Here is a 22,538-nt window from a genome sequence, read left to right on the forward strand (position 1 = left end):
AATGAACGTCAATTTTGAGGCTCCAAAACCTGAGATTAAAGTATACTATGTAAAGAATACCGTTCCTAAAGACATCCTTGTTGAAGTTCTTTTGGGAATTGAAGAGGAAGGCCTTCCCTTTTCTTTAGAAGAAAAGGATAAAAAGGCTGCTGTGGAATTGGCCTATAAGGCCGCAGAGGCATCCCATTTGGGAGTTGGCATTGGCATCAGCGATCAAATCGTTTTACAGTATATTAAGTTAAAGGAAGATGAACCTCTGTTCATTGTTTCTACTGGAAGCGACGAGACTACATTACGAAATATTGGTGCAAATGCAGCACGACTCGTCAAAAGGATGCCTTTTAAAGATGTCGGGAACCCGGAACAGTAAGGAGGAAAGACATGAAACAAGCACTGGGCTTAATTGAGGCCATCGGTTTAGCGACAGCCATTGAAGCGGCAGATGCTGCGGTTAAGTCAGCGAATGTTGAACTCCTGGGCATGGAAGCATGCAAAGGTGACGGGATGCAGACCATTAAGGTGCTCGGTGATGTGGGCGCCGTTAAGGCAGCCTGCGAGGCGGCAAGTGCCGCCTGTGACCGCGGACGGGGAGTGTTTTCTGTAAAAGTGATCCCCAGACCGGCCGATGGACTGGCTCCGATGATTTATAACAATCAAACCCTTGGCTTTAACCCGGAGGACACCTGTGATACGGATTATTATTGGGCATTCAGTAAGTATGACCAATTAAAACCTACACGGGCCACCAAAGAACCTGTGAAGGTGACGTGCGCAGAAGAAATTAGGGAAGAAGCGACAGAGGAAGAAAACGAAGAATAATCTGTTAGCGAATAGCGTAATAGAAAAGGTGTAAGCAATGAACGAAATGGAAAGACAAATTATTGAGCAGATTGTCATTAATACCGTTAAACGGTTGATGGCAGAAAAGGATGCTCCTAATCGAGTCCCTTTAGGGATTTCTAATAAGCATCTCCATCTAACTCAAGAAGATGTGGAAACACTCTTTGGCAAAGGTCATCAGCTTACCAACTTAAAGGATGTAAAACAGCCAGGTCAATTTGCCTGTGAAGAGATAGTAAAGATTGTTGGACCTAAAGGAGAATTTCCAAAGGTTCGTGTTTTAGGGCCAGCACGTCCAAAGACTCAGATTGAAATGTCTCTGACAGATGCAAGAAGCTTAGGGATTAAAGCACCTATCCGGGAATCCGGTCAGCTTGACGGAACTCCGGGTGTAAAGCTTGTTGGTCCTTGTGGTGAAGTGGCGCTTGAAAATGGGGTGATGATTGCTCTGCGTCATATCCACATGACACCGGAAATCGCAGATGCCCTTGGTCTAAAAGACAAGGACTGTGTCGGTGTTGAAACATCCGGCCTGCGTCCGCTTCTGTTTAGAGATGTATTAGTGCGGGTATCTCCGGATTTTGCCTATGAAATGCATCTTGATACGGACGAAGCGAATGCCGCAGGCTTAAGCAATGGAGACCTGCTGAAAGTACTGAAGAAACAGGAGAAATAATGGACTGGAAGAGCGGTAACGACACTATATTGGAGTTCAATGAACTAATCAGATCAAAGAAATCTAACCCATATCAAGGTAATTTGAAGGTGGGCGTCGACCTCGGAACTGCAAATATCGTTGTTGCCGTCGTGGATGAAAACAACCGCCCCATTGCAGGCGCAACCCAGGGCGCTTCAGTGGTTAGGGATGGTATTGTGGTCGATTATATCGGTGCGGTCACCATCGTTAAAAAACTGAAGGCCCAGGTTGAAGAAATTTTGGGGATAGACCTGAGCTATGCCAATGCGGCAACAGCTATTCCACCAGGAATCATGTCAGGGAATACAAAAATCATTGCAAATGTTGTGGATTCATCCGATTTCGTCGTTACGAATGTCGTTGACGAACCGACGGCTGCGGCCACTGTTCTGGGGATTCAGAATGGGGCAGTGGTTGATGTCGGGGGCGGCACAACAGGGATTTCCATCTTAAAGGATGGGGAGGTCATCTTTACGGCAGATGAGGCTACTGGCGGGACCCATATGAGTCTGGTTCTGGCCGGTACTTACCACGTCAGCTTTGAAGAGGCTGAAGAGATGAAAAAACATGATGATCAGCGGAAGGTTTTCCCGGTTATTAAGCCGGTGGTTGAAAAAATGGCATCCATCGTCCATCGTTTTATTCAGGGGTATGACGTTGATACCATTTATGTCGTAGGCGGTGCCTGCGTCTTTGATAAATTCGAAGAGGTCTTCGAAAAGGAAATTGGAATCAAAACGGTCAAGCCGGTTGAACCTTTGTTGGTAACGCCATTAGGAATAGCCTTTAATTGTCAAGGGTAGAAATGTGGTGATTAAGTTGGACATGAATGAACTGATTAACAGCGAAGCCTTTATGGATCTTTTCATCCAAAAGGTTGTTGATGAAGTCATCAGAAGAATTAAAAATAGGCCAAAGACGGCGCTGGTATGCTTTTCCGGTGCTGCCATCGGCTTTAAACAGGCGATGGATTCTCTGGTAAAGCTAAAGGATGATGGCTGGCAGTTGAAAGTGTTCCTTTCAGATGCAGCGCTCTGTGTATTAACAGAGGACTATATTCGAAAAACACTGGGTGTGGATAAAATCCATACAAGCCAGACCAAAACGCCACAGAGAGAACTCTATGCAGATGTGGATCAAATTATCATTGCATCGACAACCGTCAACACGGCGGCAAAAATTGCCACGGGTGTGTGTGATAATGAAATGCTGACCCTCATTAACCATGGGTTAATGGCAGGGACCCCCTTTATTTGTGCGGTTGATGGGGCCTGTCCGGATAATGCAACCCGTGCCCAGCTTGGGATGGGAAACTCGTCTGATGGATATCGTGAATTGCTCAAAAACAATTTGCGCGCTCTTAAAAATTACGGAATGCGGCTGGTCGCAGCCGAAGATTTATATGATGCCTGTGTGGGAACACCTGCTGGGAAGGTAGCAAAAAAAGAAGTGCTGAAGCCGACAGCTTGTGCTGTACCGGAAAAGGCGCTGGAAGCACCAGCACCAGTGATGAACCCGGATCCCTTCGCTGAGGATCCCTTGACCACGAAACGCATCATTAGCCGCGTCGATATTATTAAAAATCGCGGTAGAAAAGCCGTAAAGGTGTCCGCCAATGCCATTATTACAGAGTACGCCAAGGACGCAGCGAAGGAACTTGGTATCTGTATTGAAAGGGTTTAGGTGACAACATGCATTTAGCAAAGGTCGTAGGAACCATCGTTTCAACCCAAAAAGATCCACATCTGGTGGGTTGTAAACTGATGATTATCAAGAAGATTAATGAAACCAGCGAATTTGAAAAGTATTCAAGCCAGTCCACAGCCATTGCGGTTGATACCGTTGGTGCAGGGATTGGGGAAACCGTCATCGTGACGACAGGGAGTACTGCCCGCTATGTTTATGGCGATAAACATACTCCTTTGGATATGACCATTGTCGGGATTGTTGATGAAATTCAAACCGCCGATTTCGATAAAAAAGTAAACTAAGGGGGGGATAGTGAATGCCGAACGTCTATACACGTGGTGGCGATAAAGGTGAAACCGGCTTGTTCGGTGGTAACCGCACACCCAAAGACGACATTCGCGTAGAAGCTTATGGGACCATGGATGAAGCCAATTCAGCCATCGGTATGGCTTACGCATTGTCGAAAGACGATGATATCCGAGAAATCCTCCACCATGTACAGGAAAGAATTTTTGTTCTAGGCGCTGAACTCGCTAGTGATGAAAAGGGACGTGCAATGTTAACAGACCGCATTGAGCAGTCTGACATTGATTTCATGGAAAGTACCATGGAGCACTATCTGGCCATCATCGGACAGCAAAAAGCCTTTATCATTCCAGGAAAAAACCCTGCCTCTGCTGCACTGCACTATGCACGGACGGTGGTTAGGCGTGGAGAGCGACGGATTGTGACTTACCGTAGCCAGGAGCCGGATGTTCGTCCGGAAATGGTCAAGTTTGCTAATCGTCTGTCCGACTTGCTCTTCGTTCTGGCTCGGACAGAAGAGTTTGAAGAAACGATAAGGGAAGTTGTAAAGGGAATGGGAGACAAAATCGATTTAGGCGGAGGCACTGAAACATCTGGTGTGCCCCAAGAAGATCCGAAGAAATTGCTCACCATTGCAAAGCGTATAGCTGCTGCCTCTCGAGTAAAGGCTGAAGCTATGGGGGTTCCCATTGTTTTCTCCTGTGTGGACACTGGTGGAAACCTTGCTTATTATGAACGAATGGAAGATTCCCTTTTAGCAAGTATCGATATTTCGCAAAATAAGGCATTTACAGCGAACGCGTTGAAATGCCCGACTAGCGTAGCCCATGATCTTGCAAAAGAAGACAGCCCACTTTTCGGAATTCAATTCACAAATAATGGGCGTATCGTGACCTTTGGTGGCGGTTATCCCCTTATGGTGGATGGAAAACAGATTGGTGCAATCGGCGTGAGCGGCGGGACCGTTGATGAAGATATGGCCATTGCAGAAGCGGGTCTGGCGATTTTAGAGTCAAAGTAACAACTTATAAGGAGGACTGACAGGATGAATATTGATACAACTGGCATTGAACAGATTGTCAAAAAAGTAATGGAAAGCATCGACTTCGCAGAAGAAAACAACGTCCCTGTTGTTGATGGCGAATGTGGCATCTTCCAGGACATGAACAATGCTATTGATGCTGCCTTTGCAGCTCAAAAAGAATACATGAAGCTACCCTTGGCAATGCGTTCAAAAATGATTGCAGCCATTCGGGAAACCATGAAGAAGAAAGACCATGCAGAAACCATTTGCCAGATGGCAGTGGAAGAAACCGGCATGGGTAATTTTGAAGATAAGCTCTTAAAGCAGTACTTAGCCGCTGATAAAACACCGGGTATGGAAGATTTAATGGCAGAAGCCTGGACCGGAGATGATGGGTTAACCTTACTCGAACTCTCTCCCTTTGGTGTCATCGGTTCAATCGCACCGACCACCAACCCCAGCGAAACCATTATCAATAATTCCATCGGGATGTTAGCAGCCGGGAATGCTGTCGTTTTCGCTCCCCATCCAAAGGCTGTTAAGACCAGTAACTACTGTGTAAAGCTCATCAATGAAGCCATTAAATCTGTGGGCGGTCCTGCTAATTTGATCGTTTCAACCGCAGCACCGACTTTGGAAAGCTCTCAGGTTATGATGGCCCATCCAAAGATCAGAATGCTGTGTGCTACCGGTGGTCCTGGGGTTGTTAAATCTGTTCTGTCCAGTGGTAAAAAAGCCATTGGTGCTGGCGCGGGTAACCCACCAGCCCTGGTTGATGAAACTGCTGATATTGAAAAGGCCGGAAAGGATATCGTCGATGGCTGCTGCTTCGACAATAACCTGCCCTGTATCGCAGAAAAAGAAGTTGTCGTCGTGGACCAGGTCGCAGATTACCTGATCTTCAACATGAAAAAACATGGTGCATTCGAAATCACTGACAAAAAGGTCATTGATGCCCTGGCAGACATGGTTTGCCCTGAAGGAAGACTGAGCCGTGATTTCGTGGGTAAGAGTGCAAAATACATTGCCGCAGCTGCTGGCATTGATGTACCGGAAGATACGCGTGTGCTGATTATGGAAGCACCGGCTGATCATCTCTTGGTCGTTGAAGAATTAATGATGCCTATCCTGCCCATCGTCCGTGTCGCAAATGTTGATGAAGGTATCGATTTGGCCTGTGAACTGGAACATGGTAATCGCCATACTGCAATTATGCACTCCAAAAATGTGGATAAGCTGACTGAAATGTCCAAGCGTATCCAGACGACTATCTTTGTAAAGAATGGTCCGTCCTATGCCGGTATTGGGGTAGGTGGAGAAGGTTATACCACATTCACGATTGCTGGACCGACCGGTGAAGGTCTGACATCTGCAAAATCCTTTGCCAGAAGAAGAAGATGTGTCTTGGTTGGAGGATTTGATATTAAATAACAGGAGTGTTATTCATGAGCTCAAATTTAGTTGAAATTGTCAAAAGTGCCGGCATCGTCGGTGCTGGTGGGGCGACTTTCCCGACCCATGTGAAAATTGATGCTGAAGTTGAAATTGTGATCGTGAATGGTGCTGAGTGTGAGCCTTTGTTAAGGGTTGATCAACAACTTATGGATTTGAGAGCCCACCACATGCTGGTGGCTCTCAAAGCCGTAATGGATCAAACCGGCGCAAAGCAAGGAATCGTCGGTTTAAAAAAGAAATACACGCCGGCCATTGGGGCTCTGAATAAGGAACTTCCACAATTTCCTGGCATTAAGCTCCATATCATGAACAATTTCTATCCGGCAGGAGACGAACAAACCCTCGTGTATGATGCGACGGGTAGAATCGTCCCTGAAGGTGGTATTCCATTAAATGTTGGAACTTTAGTCATTAATGTAGAGACACTTTTAAATATTTATGATATGATGGTAGACGAAAAACCGGTCATTGACAAATATATAACTGTGACGGGATGCGTCCAAAAGGAAATTACCACCCAGGTACCTCTGGGAATTACGGTGCGTGAAGCCTTGGAATTGGCGGGGGGACCCACTATTTCTGATTTCGTTATTATCAATGGCGGACCCATGATGGGGAAAATTGTTGATATTGACTCCTTCATTACGAAGGGGACGAAGGGGTTGATCGTTTTACCGAAAGACCACTCTTTGATTATATCTAAGACCAAAAGTGTCCAGGATACAATCAAATTAGCGGCAATGGCTTGTATGCAATGCTCATTGTGTACGGAGCTGTGTCCGCGCTATGCACTCGGCCATAATCTGGAACCGCATAAATTGATGCGGATTGCAGCCTATGGTTCGACCTGCGATATGACCACCCAAGCCACCAACGCTTTCTTATGCTGTGAATGTGGCTTATGTCAATATGCCTGTGTTATGGACCTCCAACCCTGGAAGTTCAACCAGGTACTCAAACGCGAACTGGGTGCAAAGGGAATTAAAAACCCGCACCACAACCATCCTGACAAAGCAGATCCCTTTAAAGATGATAAGAAGTACGATGTCCATCGTCTGATTACGCGTCTGGGGTTAGATGCTTATGATAAACCGGCTCCAATGGTAGAGTGTAAAAAGACCTTCACTGCGGTCAATTTACAGTTAGGCCAGCATATTGGTGCACCAGCAGAACCGGTCGTCAGTGTTGGCGATGAAGTGAAGCGGGGACAGCTGATTGGAGAAATTCCAGAAGGCAAACTCAGCGCACGCTTGTTCGCAAGTATTGATGGCAGGGTAACGGCCATCAAAGATGGTGTTATTACCATCGAGTCCTAAATATTTAAACAAGGGGGATAATTATGGACTTCACAATGTTAATTACCGCATTTGGCGGCGGCCTTCTGGCTGCTGCAATCGGCGGGGTTCCGTCATTCGTATTTACAGGGTTAACCGTTTTAGCTGCCGTTTTCGGTGGTGAAGCTGGTGCACCCATCGTATCCTTTATCAGCTTCGGTTCCTTCTTTGGGCCTCACGTGGCCTTTGGTGGTGCTGTCGCTGCTGCTGCCTACGCTAAACAAAAAGGCGTTCTGGACAATGGTCAAGATATCGTAACTCCGTTATTCCAGACCCAGGATCCTATGGTTTTAGTAATGGGTGGTGTCTTTGGTATTATTGGTTTTGTTATTCAGTGGCTGCTTAGTGCAGTTCTTGGCGGAATGGTCTTTGGCCTGGTTGGCTGGACAGATACTGTTGCTTTAACAGTTGTTATCTCCGGCATCCTCGTTCGCCTTATCTTCACAAAATCTGGTGTTATCGGCAAATATGACGGTGCAGAACCGCGGAAATTCTTCCCATCTGGGCAACGTCTTTCCTTCTTAATCGTCGTTGGTTTAGGTATCGGTGTTGCCATTGGTGGTGCTGCTGCCAGCTTAGGTCTTTTAGCTGCTGATGGCGATGCTGCTGCATTAGCTCTCTTCAGCAACATTGGCGTTATCGGTTTCGGTATCGCTGCTGTGTCCTTGGCATTCCTGTGCATGGGTCTTCCTCTCGAAGGATATCACCATGTTATCCTGCCTGCCGGTACAACCGCAATGATCCTGTTCATGGCTACCCTTAATCCCTTCGTCGCCGTTATCGGCGGTGCTGTGATGGGTGTCATCACCTCCTTATGGGGTGAATTCATGGGCATGACCTTCAATAGCTATGCAGATTCTCACATTGACCCTCCTGCCGCAACCATCTGGGTATGGCAGTTAGTTAACTTCTGCCTGCTGGCAATGATGTTCCCAGCAGCTGGCGTGTTTGCTGCATAATCATTAAGACAAAGCCTTTAATCTCTAGGATTAACTATTCACAGTAAAGAAAGAAGTGGTATTTTGAAAAAAGCAATAGGTTTTATTGAATTTAAAAGTATTCCTATCGGTATCGAAGCCACTGATCAGATGTTGAAATCCGGTAATGTTGATTTAATTTCGGCCTCACCACTTTGCCCAGGGAAATATGTTACCCTTATTTCCGGCGATGTTGGAGCCGTAAGATCTTCAATCAAGAACGGAGAACATGTCGGTGGAATCTATGTTCTCGAATCCCACGTTATTCCGAACATCCATAAGGATGTGCTACCCGCTTTATTGGGTGCGGGGGAAGTCGAAGAGGTCAAATCACTTGGTATTATTGAAACAATTAATGCGATATCCTCAATTGTGGTGGCTGATGCAGCAGTGAAGTCTTCAAATGTTGACTTAATTGAAATCAGAATCGCCCGTGGCTTAGGTGGTAAAGGATACGTATTACTGACTGGGGAAGTTTCCTCTGTTAAAACAGCTGTTAAGGCTGCTCAGGTGGAAATGGAAGAATACGGTGTTATTACAAGTTACTCCGTTATTCCTTCACCTCATAAGGATATCAAGCAGGTTATCTTCTAGAACACAAATGTGTTTAGGCGGGGCTTCGGCCCTGCCTAAATCGATTCGGACTTGTTTTTTACAAAGGCTTTTGTAAAAGAGCCCTTATAAAAAACAAAACCATCAAGAAAGGTGGACCACGTGAAGACAATCAGTTTTTTTAATCTAAAGGGAGGCTGCGGTAAAACGACCTCTGCGGTAAATCTGGGCTTCCTTTTAGGGGAAAAGCTCAAAGCACAGGGAAAGAAACTGTTATATATTGATTGTGATATGCAGAGTAATCTGACCAACTCTCTCATGGAGTATGATTTGGATCGCCCATGTATCTATCATCTCTTCACGGACGAAAATGATGTGCATGAGGTCATTTATCCAGTACGGGATAACATCGATATCATACCGTCCAGTCTTTTAATGGCCACCATCGAACCGCGTCTGGCGAGCATGTACGGTCGGGAGTTCGTCTTGAAACGAAAGCTTGAAGAAATCCAGGATGATTACGCCTACTGCATTATCGATTGTTCACCATCGTTTAGTATTGTCACCACCAATGCGCTGATCATCACGGATGATATTTTCATTCCGGTTCAAACGGAATATTATGCCGTGGATGGAGTCCATCTTTTGGAGGAAACACTGGAATATGTCAGTAAATCCCTTGGAGTTAGCAAAAGCATTTCCTTACTCTTTGCAACCCTCCATGACACACGGAATAATATAAATAATTTGCAGTACGATAATTTGAAAGCCGCCTTTGGGGAGCGATTTATGGATAGCACCATTCGAAAGAATATTTCTTTGGTGGAATCGCCCATATTCAAACAATCCATCTTTGAATATAAGCCCAAAGCAAGGGGAGCTGAGGATTATCAACGATTATTCAAAGAGATTGAAGCAAAAGGGGGATTTTAATGGCACGGAAAAGTAAGCTTAAATCAGAACTAAAGAATCATAACAGCACCATTAAAGAAAAAAATGAAATTGCATCGAAGGTCATTGCTGAAGAAGAAACCAAGAAGATGGGGGAAGAAACTGTGGGTTTGGTGGACGATTTAAAGAAAAAGGTAAAAGAAGCAGTGACACCGAAGGAACAAGACAATGCAGCTATTCTGAAAGAAGCGGCAGAAGATACAAGAAAAAAAGCTGATGCAGAAGCCGAAGCGAAGGCGGCGGCAGAAGCCAAGAAAAAGGCCGATGAAGAAGCCAAAGCGAAGGCGGCAGCAGAAGCCAAGAAAAAGGCCGATGAAGAAGCTAAAGCGAAGGCGGCAGCAGAAGCCAAGAAAAAAGCCGAGGAAGAAGCTAAAGCGAAGGCAGCGGCGGAAGCCAAGAAAAAGGCTGAGGAAGAAGCTAAAGCGAAGGCGGCAGCAGAAGCCAAGAAAAAGGCTGAGGAAGAAGCTAAAGCGAAGGCAGCGGCGGAAGCCAAGAAAAAGGCTGAGGAAGAAGCTAAAGCGAAGGCGGCGGCGGAAGCCAAGAAAAAGGCCGAGGAAGAAGCCAAAGCGAAAGCAGCGGCAGAAGCCAAAAAGAAGGCTGAAGCAGAGGCTGCGGCAAAAGCAGAACTAGAAGCTCGAGAAAAAGCAGAGGCTGAGGCCCGGGCAAAGGCTGAAGCGGAAGCGGCTAAGAAAAAGGCAATGAAAGAATTGCCCATGTATCTCCTTTAAAAATTAGAAGACCCGATGCTAAGGCATCGGGTCTTTTTTTACGGGATTCTTTCGTAAAAAAGATAATTTCGTTTCAGAAATAATAATGGCAATGAAAATGATGAAAAATCCCAGGAATAAACGACCACTCATTTGCTCGCCGTAGAATAACACCGAGAAAAGGACACCGAATACGGATTCCAGACTGAGAATGATGGAGGCGGATGAAGGATTCTCCCATTTCAAGCCGATGTTTTGGAATAAAAGGGCGATGGTCGTGGCGAAAACCCCGAGATAAACCAGCTGATAAAAACAATCCGAGGGAATGACCGTGGGCCAGGTTTCTGTGGTCAAACCGATAATCCAGCAGAAGAGCGCCGCATAGCCGAATTGTAAAATGGTAATCAGTGTCATATCCCGACCAATGCCGAGCTTGGCTACGGCCACGATGTGTAAGGCATAGAATAACCCGCTGAGTAAGGAAAAGGAATCCCCAAAGGTGATACTAAAGCCGCCGCTTAGGCTGACCAGGCCAATCCCCCCAATACACAAAAAAGCAGCCAGAATATTATACCCATCCGGTCGGCGTTTATCGACAATCCAATATAAAAAAGGAACGATGACGCAGTATACCGCGGTTAAAAAAGCGTTTTTCCCAGGGGTGGTATCCGTTAGACCTAGGGTTTGAATGCCGTAGGCCATCGCAAGGAAAAAACCGATGACCGCCCCAATTTTAAGATATTCCCAATTCAGGTTCTTAAGCCGCTTAAAGAAAAATAGAGACAACAGCACGAATCCGATGGTAAATCGTATGGCCAAAAGCAAACTCGGCGGAAAAACATCCACCACATTTTTCATGACGAAAAAAGAACTGCCCCAGATTAAAGCAGCCGCGAACAAGGTGATTTTAGCATAAATCGAATGTTTGGTTGAAGTTTTCACGTCGACCTCCAGTGTATGATTATTCATTATAACGGATATTTCCCAGGGGGTAAAGCTCTAATACAGGATTGTGCTGAAAGAAATTGCAGAACACAAACTAATACCCCAAAGGGGAGCAGATTATGCTAAAATAGAAACAAATAACGAGAAGATTGGAGGATGCCATGGCCTATCTGGCGCTATATCGTAAATACAGACCGCAGACCTTTGATGCTGTCGTCGGTCAGAACTTTGTCACACAAATACTCAAAAACCAAATCCTCTCCGATCGGGTCGGACACGCTTATCTCTTTACAGGCATCCGGGGAACGGGGAAGACCTCCATTGCGAAAATTTTCGCCCGGGCCATTAACTGCCAGGATAACCAAGATGGGAATCCTTGCAACGTTTGTGCCGTTTGTACAGAGATTGAAAAACCTGGTGTGATGGATATCATCGAAATTGATGCAGCCAGCAATCGGGGAGTGGACGAAATCCGGGATATTCGGGATAAGGTAAAATATCCACCTAAAATTGGGCGGTACAAGGTCTACATCATTGATGAGGTCCACATGCTCACCAAGGAAGCCTTTAATGCTCTGCTTAAAACCCTGGAGGAGCCCCCCAGTCACATTGTTTTCATTCTGGCAACCACAGAACCAAACAAGCTGCCAGCAACCATTCTTTCCCGGTGTCAGCGTTACGATATTCGACCGATTTCCCAGGAAATGATTGTGGGGCAAATGGCTAATATTTTAAAGGACGTTGGGGTGGAAATGGAGCCTGCGGCCCTGGAAATTGTCGCTCGCCGGGGGGATCACTCCATGCGGGATGCTCTGAGCATTTTAGATCAGGTCATCGATATCCGCCAGGGAAATGCGCCCATATCCTCAGAGCAAGTTCTCAGTTTTTTGGGTCTGACGGACGAGGACACGATCAGTCATCTGGTCGGCGCGATGCTCAAGGAGGATGCCCCCGAAGCTTTGGCCATTTTAGAACAGCTGCGGGAGAAGGGGGTGGATAGTTCACTGCTTATGGGGCAGATAATCGATTGCCTGCGGAATTTGGCGGTCGTCATGGCTGCGGGAAGCCGGGCTGGGGATATCCTGGGCCGGGGTGAGTCTGAAATCCGGGAGATGACCGACCAGTGCCAGGGAATTCCCCCTAGGCGCATTTTCACCATGGTGACCGATTTTATTGAGGATCGTCAGAAGCTGCGCTACAATGACCTGGCGTCCACAGTGCTGGAAATGAGCGTGCTCAAGCAATGTGTGCCCATGCCCGTTGTCGCTACGGGGTCCCAAGGGGCAGCTGCGATAAGGGCGAACGCCACAGCACCGGAGCAAAAGCAACAAAGGGTACAACAGGAAAGGTCGCCGTCAGCGGTGACGGAAAGGGTGGCAATGCCCACCACATCCCAGGAAAGCACCGTTGTGAAAAGTATACCAGCGGAGCGGTCGCCCGAGGAAAGCAGGATAAGGGGAGAAGAAGAACCTGCACAATCACGCGTGTCGTCTAACACGAGAAATTCGGGGACAGAGGGACGACTGGATATCGATGGTATCGCCCGGGCCATGCACAATGGCATTAGTCCGCTGCTCCGGGGGATGTTCCTAAAAGGACGTTTATGTGAAGCTGGGCCGGACGAGCTGGTCCTTCAGTTTATGGCCCCGGATGGAGAGGCTCCTGCAGGTATGCTAGGGGATCAAATTGATCTGCTACAGGAGATAGCCCAGGGTATTGCGGGTCGAAAGGTACACTTTTCCATTAAAGTGGTGGATAAGGATTATGAGGAAATGACGTTTCTGGAAAAAACCCAGGCGATCCTGGGTGATGAAAAAATTCCTGTAACAGAAATTAATTAAAAAAATTCCTTGATTATCGATTAAAATCAATGAAAGCAGTGATTATTTGGCGGTTTAATGGTATAATTTTGTCCAAATAGATTGTTGTATAAATTAGGAGGAACTGGATGGCAAAAACAAAAAGACGTGCTCCCCGGGGAATGGGCGGACCGAAGCCTGCTGGGAAGAACGATATGATGAAACAGATTCAGAAAATGCAAGAAGAAATGGCCCGTACCCAGGAGGCCTTAGAAGAAACAGAGATTGAAGGCAGTGCCGGCGGTGGTGCAGTGAAGGTCTTAGTTAAAGGAAGCAAGCTGCTGTCCAGTGTCAGCATCGACCCCGATGTCATTGATGAGGATGACGTTGAAATGTTAGAGGATCTGATTGTTGCAGCGGTTAATGATGCCCTGGCAAAGGTAGATGAACTAACCGGCAACGAAATGGGCAAGCTAACCGGAGGGCTGAACATTCCGGGGTTATCCTAAGTGGGACTCTATCCCCAAGCTATCGAACGTTTGGTTATCGAACTGGGAAAGTTGCCGGGGATTGGGGAAAAAACGGCCCAGCGTTTGGCGTTCCATTTAATTGATGCTCCAGAGACTGATATCACCGGTTTGTCTGAGGCGCTGATGGGGGTGAAGGATAAGGTACATCTCTGTCCCAAATGCTTTTCGATCACGGATAAAGCGGAGTGTGATATCTGTGCCGATCCAGCAAGAGATCAGCATACTATCTGTGTGGTACAAAGTACCAAGGACATCTACGCCATTGAAAAAACCAGGGAATACAAAGGGGTATACCATGTGCTCCACGGGGTCATTTCCCCCCTGGAGGGGATCGGGCCCCAGGATATTAAGGCTCGGGAGCTTATTGAGCGCCTGGCAGCTGACGGGGTCGAGGAGGTTATCATGGCCACCAATCCCACACCAGAGGGTGAGGCAACGGCCATGTATCTGGGAAACCTGATTACGCCTTCTGGGGTAAAGGTTACCCGGCTGGCTAAGGGGATGCCCATTGGTGCAGATGTAGAATATATTGATGAAATAACGCTTATTAAAGCCCTGGAAGGGCGTAAAGAAATATAAATTTGGAGGAACAGTATCGTGATTAAAGAAGGAATAATTGCATCATCCGGTATTGCCATTGCAACGGCATTTGTATACGCCAAGATCGAGCTCAATATTGAAGAGACAACGATCACGGATACCGAGGGAGAAATTACCCGTTTGCAAGCGGCTTTGACGGAATCCAAGGCCCAGTTAGCAGCGATTAAAGAAAAAGCTGCCGCCGATTTGGGTGCAGAAGAAGCTGAAATCTTTGAAGCGCATGCCATGGTGTTAGAAGATCCAGAATTTGTGGATAGCATTGTCGGTGAGATTAATGGTAGTCATTATAGTGCGGTTTACGCCACTAAGGTCATTACCGATCGCTTCTATGATATGTTCGATGCCATGGACGATCCCTATTTCAGAGGTCGTGCGGCAGATATCCGGGATGTTGGAACCCGGGTCATGAACAATATCATGGGGGTTGATAATGTGGATATCTCCAGTTTGGATGAAGATACCATTATCATTGCAGAGGACTTAGCACCTTCAGATACGGCTCAAATGGATAAAAAACGGGTGAAGGGTTTCGCCACAGATATTGGAAGCCGGACCTCCCATACTGCCATCATGGCCCGGAGTCTGGAAATCCCTGCTGTCCTTGGACTGGAAGACATTACCAGTGTTGTGGGTAATGGTCAGACCGTTATTGTCGATGGGATTCAGGGCAAGGTCATTGTCGATCCTTCAGAAGGGGAATTGGCAGAATACCAGCAGAAGAAGGCAGATTATGAAGCCTACATGGCAGAGCTGAGCCAGCTGAAAGAACAGCCGGCAGTGACCAAGGATGGCCACCGGGTAGAGTTGGTGGGAAATATTGGTTCCCCTGCAGATGTCGAAGGGGTACTCAATAATGGTGGAGAAGGCGTTGGCCTGTATCGCACCGAGTTCTTGTACATGGACAGTGATGTCATGCCCGATGAAGAAAAGCAATTTGCGGCTTACAAGACCGTTATTGAATCCTTTAAAGGTGGCGCAGTCATTATCCGAACCCTGGATATCGGTGGAGATAAGAAACTGCCTTACCTGCCGCTGCCGGAAGAAATGAACCCATTCTTAGGACTCCGGGCCATTCGTCTGTGCTTTGAACGGCCGGAAATGTTTAAGACCCAGCTCCGGGCCATCCTCCGGGCATCGGCCTACGGCACGGCAAAGATCATGTTCCCCATGATCTCCGGGATCGGGGAAGTGCGCCAGGCCAAAGAGATATTGGCTGAATGTATGGCTGAACTGGATGCGGAAGGCGTTGCTTATGATAAGGGAATTGGTATTGGGATCATGGTAGAAATTCCATCAGCAGCGGTTACCGCGGATATTATTGCCAAGGAAGTGGACTTCTTCTCCATTGGAACCAATGACCTTTGCCAGTACACCCTGGCGGTGGACCGCATGAACCAGACGGTCTCCTATCTGTACGATCCCCTGAATCCGGCCATTTTACGGCTGGTGCGTAAGGTGATTGAAGCATCGGATAGTTATCCCGGTAAATTCACCGGAATGTGCGGGGAAATGGCAGGAGATCCCTATGCGACGTTAGTTCTCTTGGGATTGGGTCTTAATGAGTTTTCCATGAGTGCGCCGTCCATCCCACAGGTCAAAAAAATCATTCGCAGCGTCAGCTTCGAAACGGCAAAAGAAATCGCCGAAGAAGCCCTGGATTTGGAAACGGGTGAAGAAGTACAGGCCATGATCAAGGCAAAATTAAACGAATTGGATATCAAAATCGTCTAATAGCAGACGTTGAGATGGGCAATGGGTCCATCCAGGATATAGTATTTCATAGGGGAGGATAGTTATGGTAAGCAAAGAAGTGACGGTCATTAACCAAACGGGGCTTCATGCCCGGCCTGCATCGCTTTTTGTGCAGACCGCCGGAAAATTTGAGTCGGATATTGATGTGGTTAAGGGGGATCTCCGCATCAATGCCAAAAGTATTATGGGTATCATGTCTGGCGGTATTGCCCAGGGGAGTACCATCAGCATTGAAGCCAATGGCGACGATGAAGGTGAGGCTTTAAAGGCTTTGGTTGATCTGGTGGAATCTGCTTTTGGCGAGGTCAAGAAGGATCGGCATTAGGTTTTTTCTTGTAATTATATGAGAAATTAAAGGAATACGGCGTATAGTAGATTATATTAAAAATGAGGAGGAAGCTGGAATGAGTTGCAAAACAGGTTATTTCATTGGTGGATTATTCATTGGTACGGTTATTGGAGGCGCCTTGGGGGTACTGATGGCACCAGAATCCGGAGAAAGCACCAGACGTCGGATCAAAGAAGGGGCTCAGGAATCCTTTGGGGATATGTATGACCAGGCAGTGGAATATGGTGAAACGCTTAAAGAACAACTCCAGGATGCCAGTGATTCGTTGACGGATCGTGTAAACCAGTATAAGACCCAAATTGAAAATAAAATCCAGGAAATCCAGGATGAGGTCAATCAGGATATTGATGAACTCAATGAAGAATTGGCGGCTCTGGATGATGAACCAGCCGATGAGGTTGAAGCAGAAGATGACGCAGAAGCAGAACCCGCAGAAGCTGAGGAAGCAGATGACGATAAGGAAGAGGCATAATCTATGTCCAATACCATCACCCTCAGTTTTACCCTTTGGGAGGTAGCGGTACTCATTATTGCCATTGCCATTGTGATTGGCACGGTGTATCTGGTCAAGGTGTTTAAAAGCTTGGCCCTTGCCATGGATACGGCCAATAAGATGATGGAAGAAAACCGTTCTAATGTCAAAATCATTGTGGATAAAACCACTGATATGGCAGAGACAACAGAATCGATTCTAGAGGACGTTCACGGAACCGTGGACAGCTTGACCAATGAAATCATCACCCCGGTTGTCGATATTGTGGGCAAGGGGGTCAAGGTGATGAGTGGCATCAGCAAGGTTACCGGGAAGAGAAAAAAGAAAAAAGCAGCATAGCTGTTGGAATCACAAAAAACAGGGTTCGTACCATTTGTGCGACCCTGTTTTATTTTCGGCATTTTACATCTGCATTGAAAATGAATCACCTTTACAAAAAAGCATAATAATTCTGGATTAATTGTTTAAAATAGTCTAAAATAGAGACATCACTTAAATATCCCGCATCCCGCGGGATGCAATCTATCAAGGGGGAAATCACATGAAGACTTATCCGACCAAAAACATCAGAAACGTCCTATTGTTAGGACACGGAGGAAGTGGAAAAACCACGTTGACCGAAGCGCTGGCGTTTAATGCAGGTGCTGTGGATCGAATGGGCAGAATCGATGAAGGAAATACGCTGGCCGATTTTGATCCTGAAGAAAAGAGGCGGATGTTTTCAATTTCATCGTCCATTGTTCCAGTGGAATATGGTGGACATAAAATCAATCTCATTGATGTTCCAGGCTATTTTGATTTTATTGGTGATGCTTACGCCGCACTCCGAGTGGCGGACGCCGTCGTCATCGTTATCGATGCATTGGCGGGCGTCCAGGTTGGGACCGAAAAAGCCATGGCACTTTTGGCCCAGGCCGATATTCCGGCCTTTATTGTTGTCAATAAAATGGACCGTGAAAATGCAGAGTTTTCCAAAGTCATGGACGGCCTGAAGGAAGCCTTTGGCAATAAGGTGATCCCTCTGGAGCTTCCCATGGGCGAGGGAGAAGCGATGCGCGGTGTGGTTAACATCGTCGATATGACGGGCTCAGAACGAAAGGACAACCGCTGCTTCGACGTGGAAGTACCGGATGATATGAAGGAAGAGTTGGAGCCTTACCGGGAAATGATTATGGAATCCGTGGCTCAGACCAGCGAAGAACTCATGGAAAAATACTTCGAAGGCGAAGAGCTCAACGAGGATGAAATTCACTACGGCATCCGTACCGGGGTGCTGGAGGGGGATTTAATTCCGGTATTATGTACCTCAGCGGTTCAGAATATCGGGGTGGAAACCTTGGAAAATATGATGATCGCCTATTTGCCTTCACCGGCAGACAGTGCGCCTGCCATTGGGAAGGATCCTAAAGACGAAAAAGAAATCGAACGGATTTGTAATGGGGATGCCCCCTTCTCAGCCCAGGTCTTTAAGACCATCGTAGACCCCTTTGTGGGTAAGCTGTCCATCTTTAAGGTGATGTCCGGTGTTCTGGAAAACACGACTGAGATTTATAATGCCAATAAGGAACTTAAAGAAAAGGTTGGCCATATTTACGTCCTTCGGGGGAACAAACAGTTGGATGTTGATGCTCTGCTAGCCGGGGATATTGGTGCTTTCTCCAAACTGGCCCACACGGTCACCGGGGATACCTTGTGTACGCCCAAAGACCCCATTGTCTATCCCCCCATTGATATGCCGAGACCGGTCATTTCCATGGCCCTAGAGGCGAAGAATAAAGCGGACATTGATAAACTGGCCACGGGCCTTCATCGCTTGAAGGAAGAAGATCCGACCATGGATTCCTACCGAAATAATGAAACCAAGCAGACCCTGCTGTCGGGTTTAGGGGAAATGCATCTGGAGGTCATCTGTAATCGCCTGAAACAAAAATTTGGGGTGGAGGTTGAGCTGAAGCCCATGCGTGTGCCTTACCGTGAAACCATCCGTAAAAAAGCGGATGCTGAAGGGAAACATAAAAAGCAATCCGGTGGATCCGGCCAATTCGGACATGTATATGTCACCTTTGAACCTGGGAACGACCCCAACGATGCCTTTGAATTTGTGGATAAGGTGGTCGGTGGTTCGGTCCCAAGGAACTTTATCCCCGCTGTCGAGAAAGGCTTGGCCGATTGTATGGTAGAGGGTGTACTGGCCGGCTACCCTGTGACCGGCGTAAGGGCGACCCTGTACGATGGCTCCTACCATGCTGTGGACTCTGACGAAATGTCCTTTAAAATGGCCGCAACCCTGGCCTATCGCAAGGGCATGAAGGATGCGGTTCCTGTGCTGTTGGAACCTATCTACAAGCTGACCATTACCGTGCCAGAAGCCTACATGGGCGATATTATGGGCGACCTTAATAAAAAGCGGGGACGGATTATGGGGATGGAACCCATTGACGGCGGTAAGCAGGTCATTACGGCAGAGGCACCCTTGGCAGAAATGTTTAAGTATGCCACAGAGCTGCGCTCCATGACCCAGGCCCGGGGGGAATTCGAAATGGAATTCGTCCGTTACGAAGAAGCACCTTCCATGGTGTCGGATAAGGTCGTGGCGGAAGCCCAGGCGGCTAAGGAAGCAAAGAAATAATGAATTGAATCTAAGACCGGCACTCTTCGGGGTGTCGGTCTTTTTACGCGTAAGCTAACAGAAGTACAAAGGGAAGGTTAATAAGGAACGTTAAAAGCTTGCTTTTATAAGAGCCTTGTTGACCGTGCCTTTACACGGCGCAGCCGTGAACGAGTGAAGCAAAGCGGAACGAGTTGTACTTTAGTGATAATATCACAGAAAATTATAGGTGCAGGGGGTATAATGAGAAAAAAGTGAGTAAACGGAGGATATCATCATGGGGAAAAGCATTATTATCGTGGGAGGCGTGGCAGGTGGTGCCAGTGCGGCCGCCCGTCTGCGCCGTCTGGACGAGGACGCTGAAATTACGATTTACGAACGGGGCGAGTATATTTCCTACGCCAATTGTGGGCTGCCCTATCATCTGGGGGATGTTATTGCCTCCCGGGATGCCCTGCTTTTGAACACCCCCGAGGGAATGGGAAAGAAATACAATGTGGCAGTGCAGGTGCGCCATGAGGTGGTGGCCATTAATCGTGGGGCCCACACGGTGGAGGTAAAGGATTTAGAAGCCGGGGTGACGACTACCGTCCCCTATGACAAATTGGTGCTGGCTACGGGGTCATCTCCCATTGTGCCCCCCCTGCCAGGTATTGATCATCCCAAAATCATGCCCCTATGGACCGTGCCGGACATGGATCGTATCAAATCACTTCTGGGGGCAGGCGGTGCCGGAGAAATGGTTGTGGTAGGCGGCGGTTTCATCGGACTGGAGGTCGCAGAGAACCTTCGGGAAGCCGGTGTCACCGTACACTTAGTAGAAAAGCTGAACCAGGTCATGGCCCCCTTGGATTTGGAAATGGCCAAGCTGGTTCAGGGTGAGCTGGTGGCGAAGGGGGTGGATTTACACCTGGGCATGGGCGTCACCGGATTTGAGGATATTGCCGGGAAGGTCAAGGTCTTATTGGAAGATGGCACCCACATCACTGCCGATGGCGTGGTTTTAGCCATTGGGGTGCGTCCCAACAACCAACTGGCTGTGGATGCGGGACTGGCAGTGGGAACCCGGGGGGGTATCATCACCGACGGGGAAATGGTCACCACGGACCCGGATATCTACGCCTTGGGAGACGCCGTCGAGGTGGTGGACCGAGTGGATGGTTCCAAGGGGATGATCCCCCTGGCTGGCCCGGCTAATAAGCAGGGGCGGATTGTCGCTGATAACCTGGCCGGAGGAAAAAGTGCGTACGCCGGAAGTTTAGGGACTGCAGTGGCCAAGGTCTTCAATTTAACCGCAGCCTCCACCGGTCATAATGAAAAACGCTTGATGGCCGATGGCCTGGTAAAGGGAGAGGATTATGAGACCATCATCATCACCCAGAATAGCCATGCCGGATACTACCCCGGGGCCACCCCGTTGACCCTCAAGCTGCTCTTCACCCGCCCAGAGGGACGGATTCTGGGCGCCCAGATTGTAGGTCGGGATGGTGTGGATAAGCGCATCGACACCATTTCGGTGGTTTTGGGGCTGGGGGGCAGCATTGACGATCTCACCCGCATCGAGACCGCCTACGCCCCCCCTTACTCCTCAGCCAAAGACCCTGTGAACATGGCGGGCTTTGTGGCTGAAAATGTGCTGACCGGGCGGGTAGCCTTTACCCCCTGGGATATTTTAGAGACCCATCCGGAGTATACCGTTTTAGATGTTCGAGAGGATGCCGAGTGTATGGTCAGTGCCATTCCCGGGGCCATTCACATTCCCCTGGGCCAGCTCCGGGATCGACTCCAGGAGCTGGGGGAGGATCGGTCTGCCCCGGTGGTGGTGTTCTGTGCCATCGGTGTCCGGGGGTACAATGCCGCCCGTATTTTAGCCGGCCATGGCTTCACCCGTGCATTGGTCTATCCCGGGGGCATGAAATTTTATCGTGCCACCCATTATGAAGCCCTGGGGGAACCCCAGGCCGCAGTACCCACAGGAGGTCAATCCATGTCTCACCCAAACCAATCTAAAGCAGCTTGTATTCAGATCAATTGCAGCGGCCTTCAATGCCCTGGACCCATTATGAAGGTTTTTGAAGCCATGGGTGAAATGGCCGATGGGGATACCTTAGAGGTTCAGGCCTCGGACCCTGGCTTTACCCAGGATATTGCGGCCTGGTGTCGGCGGACGGGGAATACCCTGCTGGAAACTGGTGAAGGTGGTGGGGTTTATACCGCCCTTTTGCAAAAGGGAAGGGCAGGAAAGCCGGTGGTGAAGACCGATGCCCTTGGCGTGGTAGAGGGCAAGACCATGGTGGTGTTCAGCGGAGACTTGGATAAGGTGTTGGCCAGCTTCATCATTGCCAATGGTGCCGCGGCCATGGGCCGTCCGGTGACTATGTTCTTTACCTTCTGGGGGCTGAATGCCCTGCGCAAGCCCCAGAAACAGGCCGTTAAAAAATCCATGATGGAAAAAATGTTCGGCGTGATGATGCCCCGGGGCGCCCAAAAGCTCAAGCTTTCTAAAATGAATATGCTAGGCATGGGGACAGCCATGATGAAGAAGATTATGAAGGATAAAAATGTGGATTCCCTGGAGACCCTGATGCAAAAGGCCATGGACAATGGGGTGAAGCTGGTGGCCTGCACCATGAGTATGGATGTCATGGGCATCAAGAAGGAAGAGCTCATCGACGGGATTACCTACGCCGGCGTGGGGGCCTACCTGGGCGATGCCGAGGAATCCAACGTCAACTTGTTTATATAAGGGAGGTCGGTTCGTCCGCGAAGATTTGTGGCGGTAGGGTGAGCTCTCTGTCTGGGCGGCATGCTGGACATATGCTTTCACTTCGTCTGCTTGCGGATTCGGACAGGGTATGTTACCGAAACTGCTACGCACTTTCGAACATACTCCAGTCCGCCCCGATGCAGACTTACGTGAAAGATATGTC

Annotated in this window: 23 protein-coding genes; 22 read left to right on the plus strand and 1 reads right to left on the minus strand. The window is 48.1% G+C overall.

Features of this window, described 5'->3' with window-relative positions:
* The first annotated feature begins 1 nt into the window (after position 1).
* The 13 genes from BLW33_RS06210 to BLW33_RS06270 all read left to right on the plus strand — a co-directional run bounded on the left by BLW33_RS06210 (position 2) and on the right by BLW33_RS06270 (position 10,553).
* Positions 2-370, plus strand: coding sequence for a glycerol dehydratase reactivase beta/small subunit family protein (locus BLW33_RS06210; RefSeq protein ID WP_090242600.1), 369 nt, complete (start codon positions 2-4; stop codon positions 368-370).
* Between the two features lie 11 nt (positions 371-381).
* Entirely contained in the window at positions 382-819 is a 438-nt protein-coding gene (locus tag BLW33_RS14465; protein WP_090242602.1) for a BMC domain-containing protein, read from the plus strand.
* 37 nt (positions 820-856) lie between these two features.
* Complete coding sequence (gene pduL, locus BLW33_RS06220; RefSeq protein ID WP_090306504.1) at positions 857-1,516, plus strand: phosphate propanoyltransferase; 660 nt, start codon at positions 857-859, stop codon at positions 1,514-1,516.
* Positions 1,516-2,340 carry an ethanolamine utilization protein EutJ gene (gene eutJ / locus BLW33_RS06225; protein WP_090306507.1) on the plus strand — a complete coding sequence of 275 codons (825 nt, stop codon included), beginning with the start codon at positions 1,516-1,518 and terminating at the stop codon, positions 2,338-2,340. Before pduL ends, eutJ begins: the two co-directional genes overlap by 1 nt.
* Before the next feature lie 22 nt (positions 2,341-2,362).
* Complete coding sequence (locus BLW33_RS06230; protein ID WP_242911608.1) at positions 2,363-3,220, plus strand: flavoprotein; 858 nt, start codon at positions 2,363-2,365, stop codon at positions 3,218-3,220.
* 8 nt (positions 3,221-3,228) lie between these two features.
* Positions 3,229-3,528 carry a EutN/CcmL family microcompartment protein gene (locus BLW33_RS06235; protein WP_090242606.1) on the plus strand — a complete coding sequence of 100 codons (300 nt, stop codon included), beginning with the start codon at positions 3,229-3,231 and terminating at the stop codon, positions 3,526-3,528.
* 14 nt (positions 3,529-3,542) lie between these two features.
* Entirely contained in the window at positions 3,543-4,553 is a 1,011-nt protein-coding gene (locus tag BLW33_RS06240) for a cob(I)yrinic acid a,c-diamide adenosyltransferase (protein ID WP_090306509.1), read from the plus strand.
* A gap of 24 nt (positions 4,554-4,577) precedes the next feature.
* Complete coding sequence (locus BLW33_RS06245; RefSeq protein ID WP_176966644.1) at positions 4,578-5,987, plus strand: aldehyde dehydrogenase family protein; 1,410 nt, start codon at positions 4,578-4,580, stop codon at positions 5,985-5,987.
* A 14-nt stretch (positions 5,988-6,001) separates the two neighbouring features.
* On the plus strand, positions 6,002-7,327 hold the full coding sequence (locus tag BLW33_RS06250; RefSeq protein WP_090306512.1) for a 4Fe-4S dicluster domain-containing protein: 1,326 nt from the start codon (positions 6,002-6,004) through the stop codon (positions 7,325-7,327).
* Between the two features lie 23 nt (positions 7,328-7,350).
* A complete protein-coding gene (locus BLW33_RS06255; protein ID WP_090306515.1) occupies positions 7,351-8,304 on the plus strand; it encodes a DUF7973 family transport facilitator in 954 nt (317 codons plus the stop codon).
* A 63-nt stretch (positions 8,305-8,367) separates the two neighbouring features.
* Positions 8,368-8,916: a BMC domain-containing protein gene (locus tag BLW33_RS06260; protein WP_090306519.1), complete on the plus strand. Its 549-nt coding sequence runs from the start codon at positions 8,368-8,370 to the stop codon at positions 8,914-8,916.
* A gap of 120 nt (positions 8,917-9,036) precedes the next feature.
* On the plus strand, positions 9,037-9,807 hold the full coding sequence (locus BLW33_RS06265; protein ID WP_090306521.1) for a ParA family protein: 771 nt from the start codon (positions 9,037-9,039) through the stop codon (positions 9,805-9,807).
* The gene (locus BLW33_RS06270; protein ID WP_176966645.1) at positions 9,807-10,553 is read left to right on the plus strand and encodes a hypothetical protein; all 747 of its coding nucleotides are present in this window, start codon (positions 9,807-9,809) and stop codon (positions 10,551-10,553) included. Before BLW33_RS06265 ends, BLW33_RS06270 begins: the two co-directional genes overlap by 1 nt.
* Before the next feature lie 18 nt (positions 10,554-10,571).
* Here the strand turns inward: BLW33_RS06270 and BLW33_RS06275 are convergent, their stop codons facing one another.
* A complete protein-coding gene (locus BLW33_RS06275) occupies positions 10,572-11,474 on the minus strand; it encodes a DMT family transporter (protein WP_242911609.1) in 903 nt (300 codons plus the stop codon).
* 164 nt (positions 11,475-11,638) lie between these two features.
* On the opposite strand from BLW33_RS06275, the gene dnaX reads away from it, so the two are divergent.
* The 9 genes from dnaX (at position 11,639) to BLW33_RS06320 (ending at position 22,354) form a co-directional block, all read left to right on the plus strand.
* Positions 11,639-13,318: a DNA polymerase III subunit gamma/tau gene (dnaX, locus tag BLW33_RS06280; protein WP_090306527.1), complete on the plus strand. Its 1,680-nt coding sequence runs from the start codon at positions 11,639-11,641 to the stop codon at positions 13,316-13,318.
* Positions 13,319-13,425: 107 nt separating this feature from the next.
* Positions 13,426-13,785 (plus strand): YbaB/EbfC family nucleoid-associated protein, encoded by a 360-nt coding sequence (locus BLW33_RS06285; protein ID WP_090246773.1) that lies wholly within the window; start codon positions 13,426-13,428, stop codon positions 13,783-13,785.
* Positions 13,786-14,385: a recombination mediator RecR gene (recR, locus tag BLW33_RS06290; protein ID WP_090306528.1), complete on the plus strand. Its 600-nt coding sequence runs from the start codon at positions 13,786-13,788 to the stop codon at positions 14,383-14,385.
* 21 nt (positions 14,386-14,406) lie between these two features.
* Entirely contained in the window at positions 14,407-16,137 is a 1,731-nt protein-coding gene (gene ptsP / locus BLW33_RS06295) for a phosphoenolpyruvate--protein phosphotransferase (RefSeq protein WP_090306594.1), read from the plus strand.
* Positions 16,138-16,201: 64 nt separating this feature from the next.
* Complete coding sequence (locus BLW33_RS06300; RefSeq protein WP_090306531.1) at positions 16,202-16,483, plus strand: HPr family phosphocarrier protein; 282 nt, start codon at positions 16,202-16,204, stop codon at positions 16,481-16,483.
* 79 nt (positions 16,484-16,562) lie between these two features.
* Positions 16,563-16,979, plus strand: coding sequence for a YtxH domain-containing protein (locus tag BLW33_RS06305; protein WP_090306534.1), 417 nt, complete (start codon positions 16,563-16,565; stop codon positions 16,977-16,979).
* A 3-nt stretch (positions 16,980-16,982) separates the two neighbouring features.
* Entirely contained in the window at positions 16,983-17,339 is a 357-nt protein-coding gene (locus BLW33_RS06310) for a DUF948 domain-containing protein (RefSeq protein WP_090306537.1), read from the plus strand.
* 202 nt (positions 17,340-17,541) lie between these two features.
* Positions 17,542-19,629, plus strand: coding sequence for an elongation factor G (fusA, locus tag BLW33_RS06315; RefSeq protein ID WP_090306540.1), 2,088 nt, complete (start codon positions 17,542-17,544; stop codon positions 19,627-19,629).
* 256 nt (positions 19,630-19,885) lie between these two features.
* A complete protein-coding gene (locus BLW33_RS06320; RefSeq protein WP_090306543.1) occupies positions 19,886-22,354 on the plus strand; it encodes a DsrE/DsrF/DrsH-like family protein in 2,469 nt (822 codons plus the stop codon).
* The last annotated feature ends 184 nt before the right edge of the window (positions 22,355-22,538 follow it).

The organism is Eubacterium aggregans (genome assembly GCF_900107815.1).
GTDB lineage: Bacteria > Bacillota > Clostridia > Eubacteriales > Eubacteriaceae > Eubacterium_O > Eubacterium_O aggregans.

Coding starts and splice junctions, on each gene's coding strand:
- BLW33_RS14465 (WP_090242602.1), top strand. CDS start 382: ATGAAACAAGCACTGGGCTTAATTGAGGCCATCGGTTTAGCGACAGCC.
- eutJ (WP_090306507.1), top strand. CDS start 1,516: ATGGACTGGAAGAGCGGTAACGACACTATATTGGAGTTCAATGAACTA.
- BLW33_RS06305 (WP_090306534.1), top strand. CDS start 16,563: ATGAGTTGCAAAACAGGTTATTTCATTGGTGGATTATTCATTGGTACG.
- BLW33_RS06230 (WP_242911608.1), top strand. CDS start 2,363: ATGAATGAACTGATTAACAGCGAAGCCTTTATGGATCTTTTCATCCAA.
- fusA (WP_090306540.1), top strand. CDS start 17,542: ATGAAGACTTATCCGACCAAAAACATCAGAAACGTCCTATTGTTAGGA.
- BLW33_RS06310 (WP_090306537.1), top strand. CDS start 16,983: ATGTCCAATACCATCACCCTCAGTTTTACCCTTTGGGAGGTAGCGGTA.
- BLW33_RS06235 (WP_090242606.1), top strand. CDS start 3,229: ATGCATTTAGCAAAGGTCGTAGGAACCATCGTTTCAACCCAAAAAGAT.
- BLW33_RS06300 (WP_090306531.1), top strand. CDS start 16,202: ATGGTAAGCAAAGAAGTGACGGTCATTAACCAAACGGGGCTTCATGCC.
- BLW33_RS06285 (WP_090246773.1), top strand. CDS start 13,426: ATGGCAAAAACAAAAAGACGTGCTCCCCGGGGAATGGGCGGACCGAAG.
- BLW33_RS06255 (WP_090306515.1), top strand. CDS start 7,351: ATGGACTTCACAATGTTAATTACCGCATTTGGCGGCGGCCTTCTGGCT.
- dnaX (WP_090306527.1), top strand. CDS start 11,639: ATGGCCTATCTGGCGCTATATCGTAAATACAGACCGCAGACCTTTGAT.
- pduL (WP_090306504.1), top strand. CDS start 857: ATGAACGAAATGGAAAGACAAATTATTGAGCAGATTGTCATTAATACC.
- BLW33_RS06210 (WP_090242600.1), top strand. CDS start 2: ATGAACGTCAATTTTGAGGCTCCAAAACCTGAGATTAAAGTATACTAT.
- BLW33_RS06320 (WP_090306543.1), top strand. CDS start 19,886: ATGGGGAAAAGCATTATTATCGTGGGAGGCGTGGCAGGTGGTGCCAGT.
- BLW33_RS06240 (WP_090306509.1), top strand. CDS start 3,543: ATGCCGAACGTCTATACACGTGGTGGCGATAAAGGTGAAACCGGCTTG.
- BLW33_RS06250 (WP_090306512.1), top strand. CDS start 6,002: ATGAGCTCAAATTTAGTTGAAATTGTCAAAAGTGCCGGCATCGTCGGT.
- BLW33_RS06245 (WP_176966644.1), top strand. CDS start 4,578: ATGAATATTGATACAACTGGCATTGAACAGATTGTCAAAAAAGTAATG.
- BLW33_RS06270 (WP_176966645.1), top strand. CDS start 9,807: ATGGCACGGAAAAGTAAGCTTAAATCAGAACTAAAGAATCATAACAGC.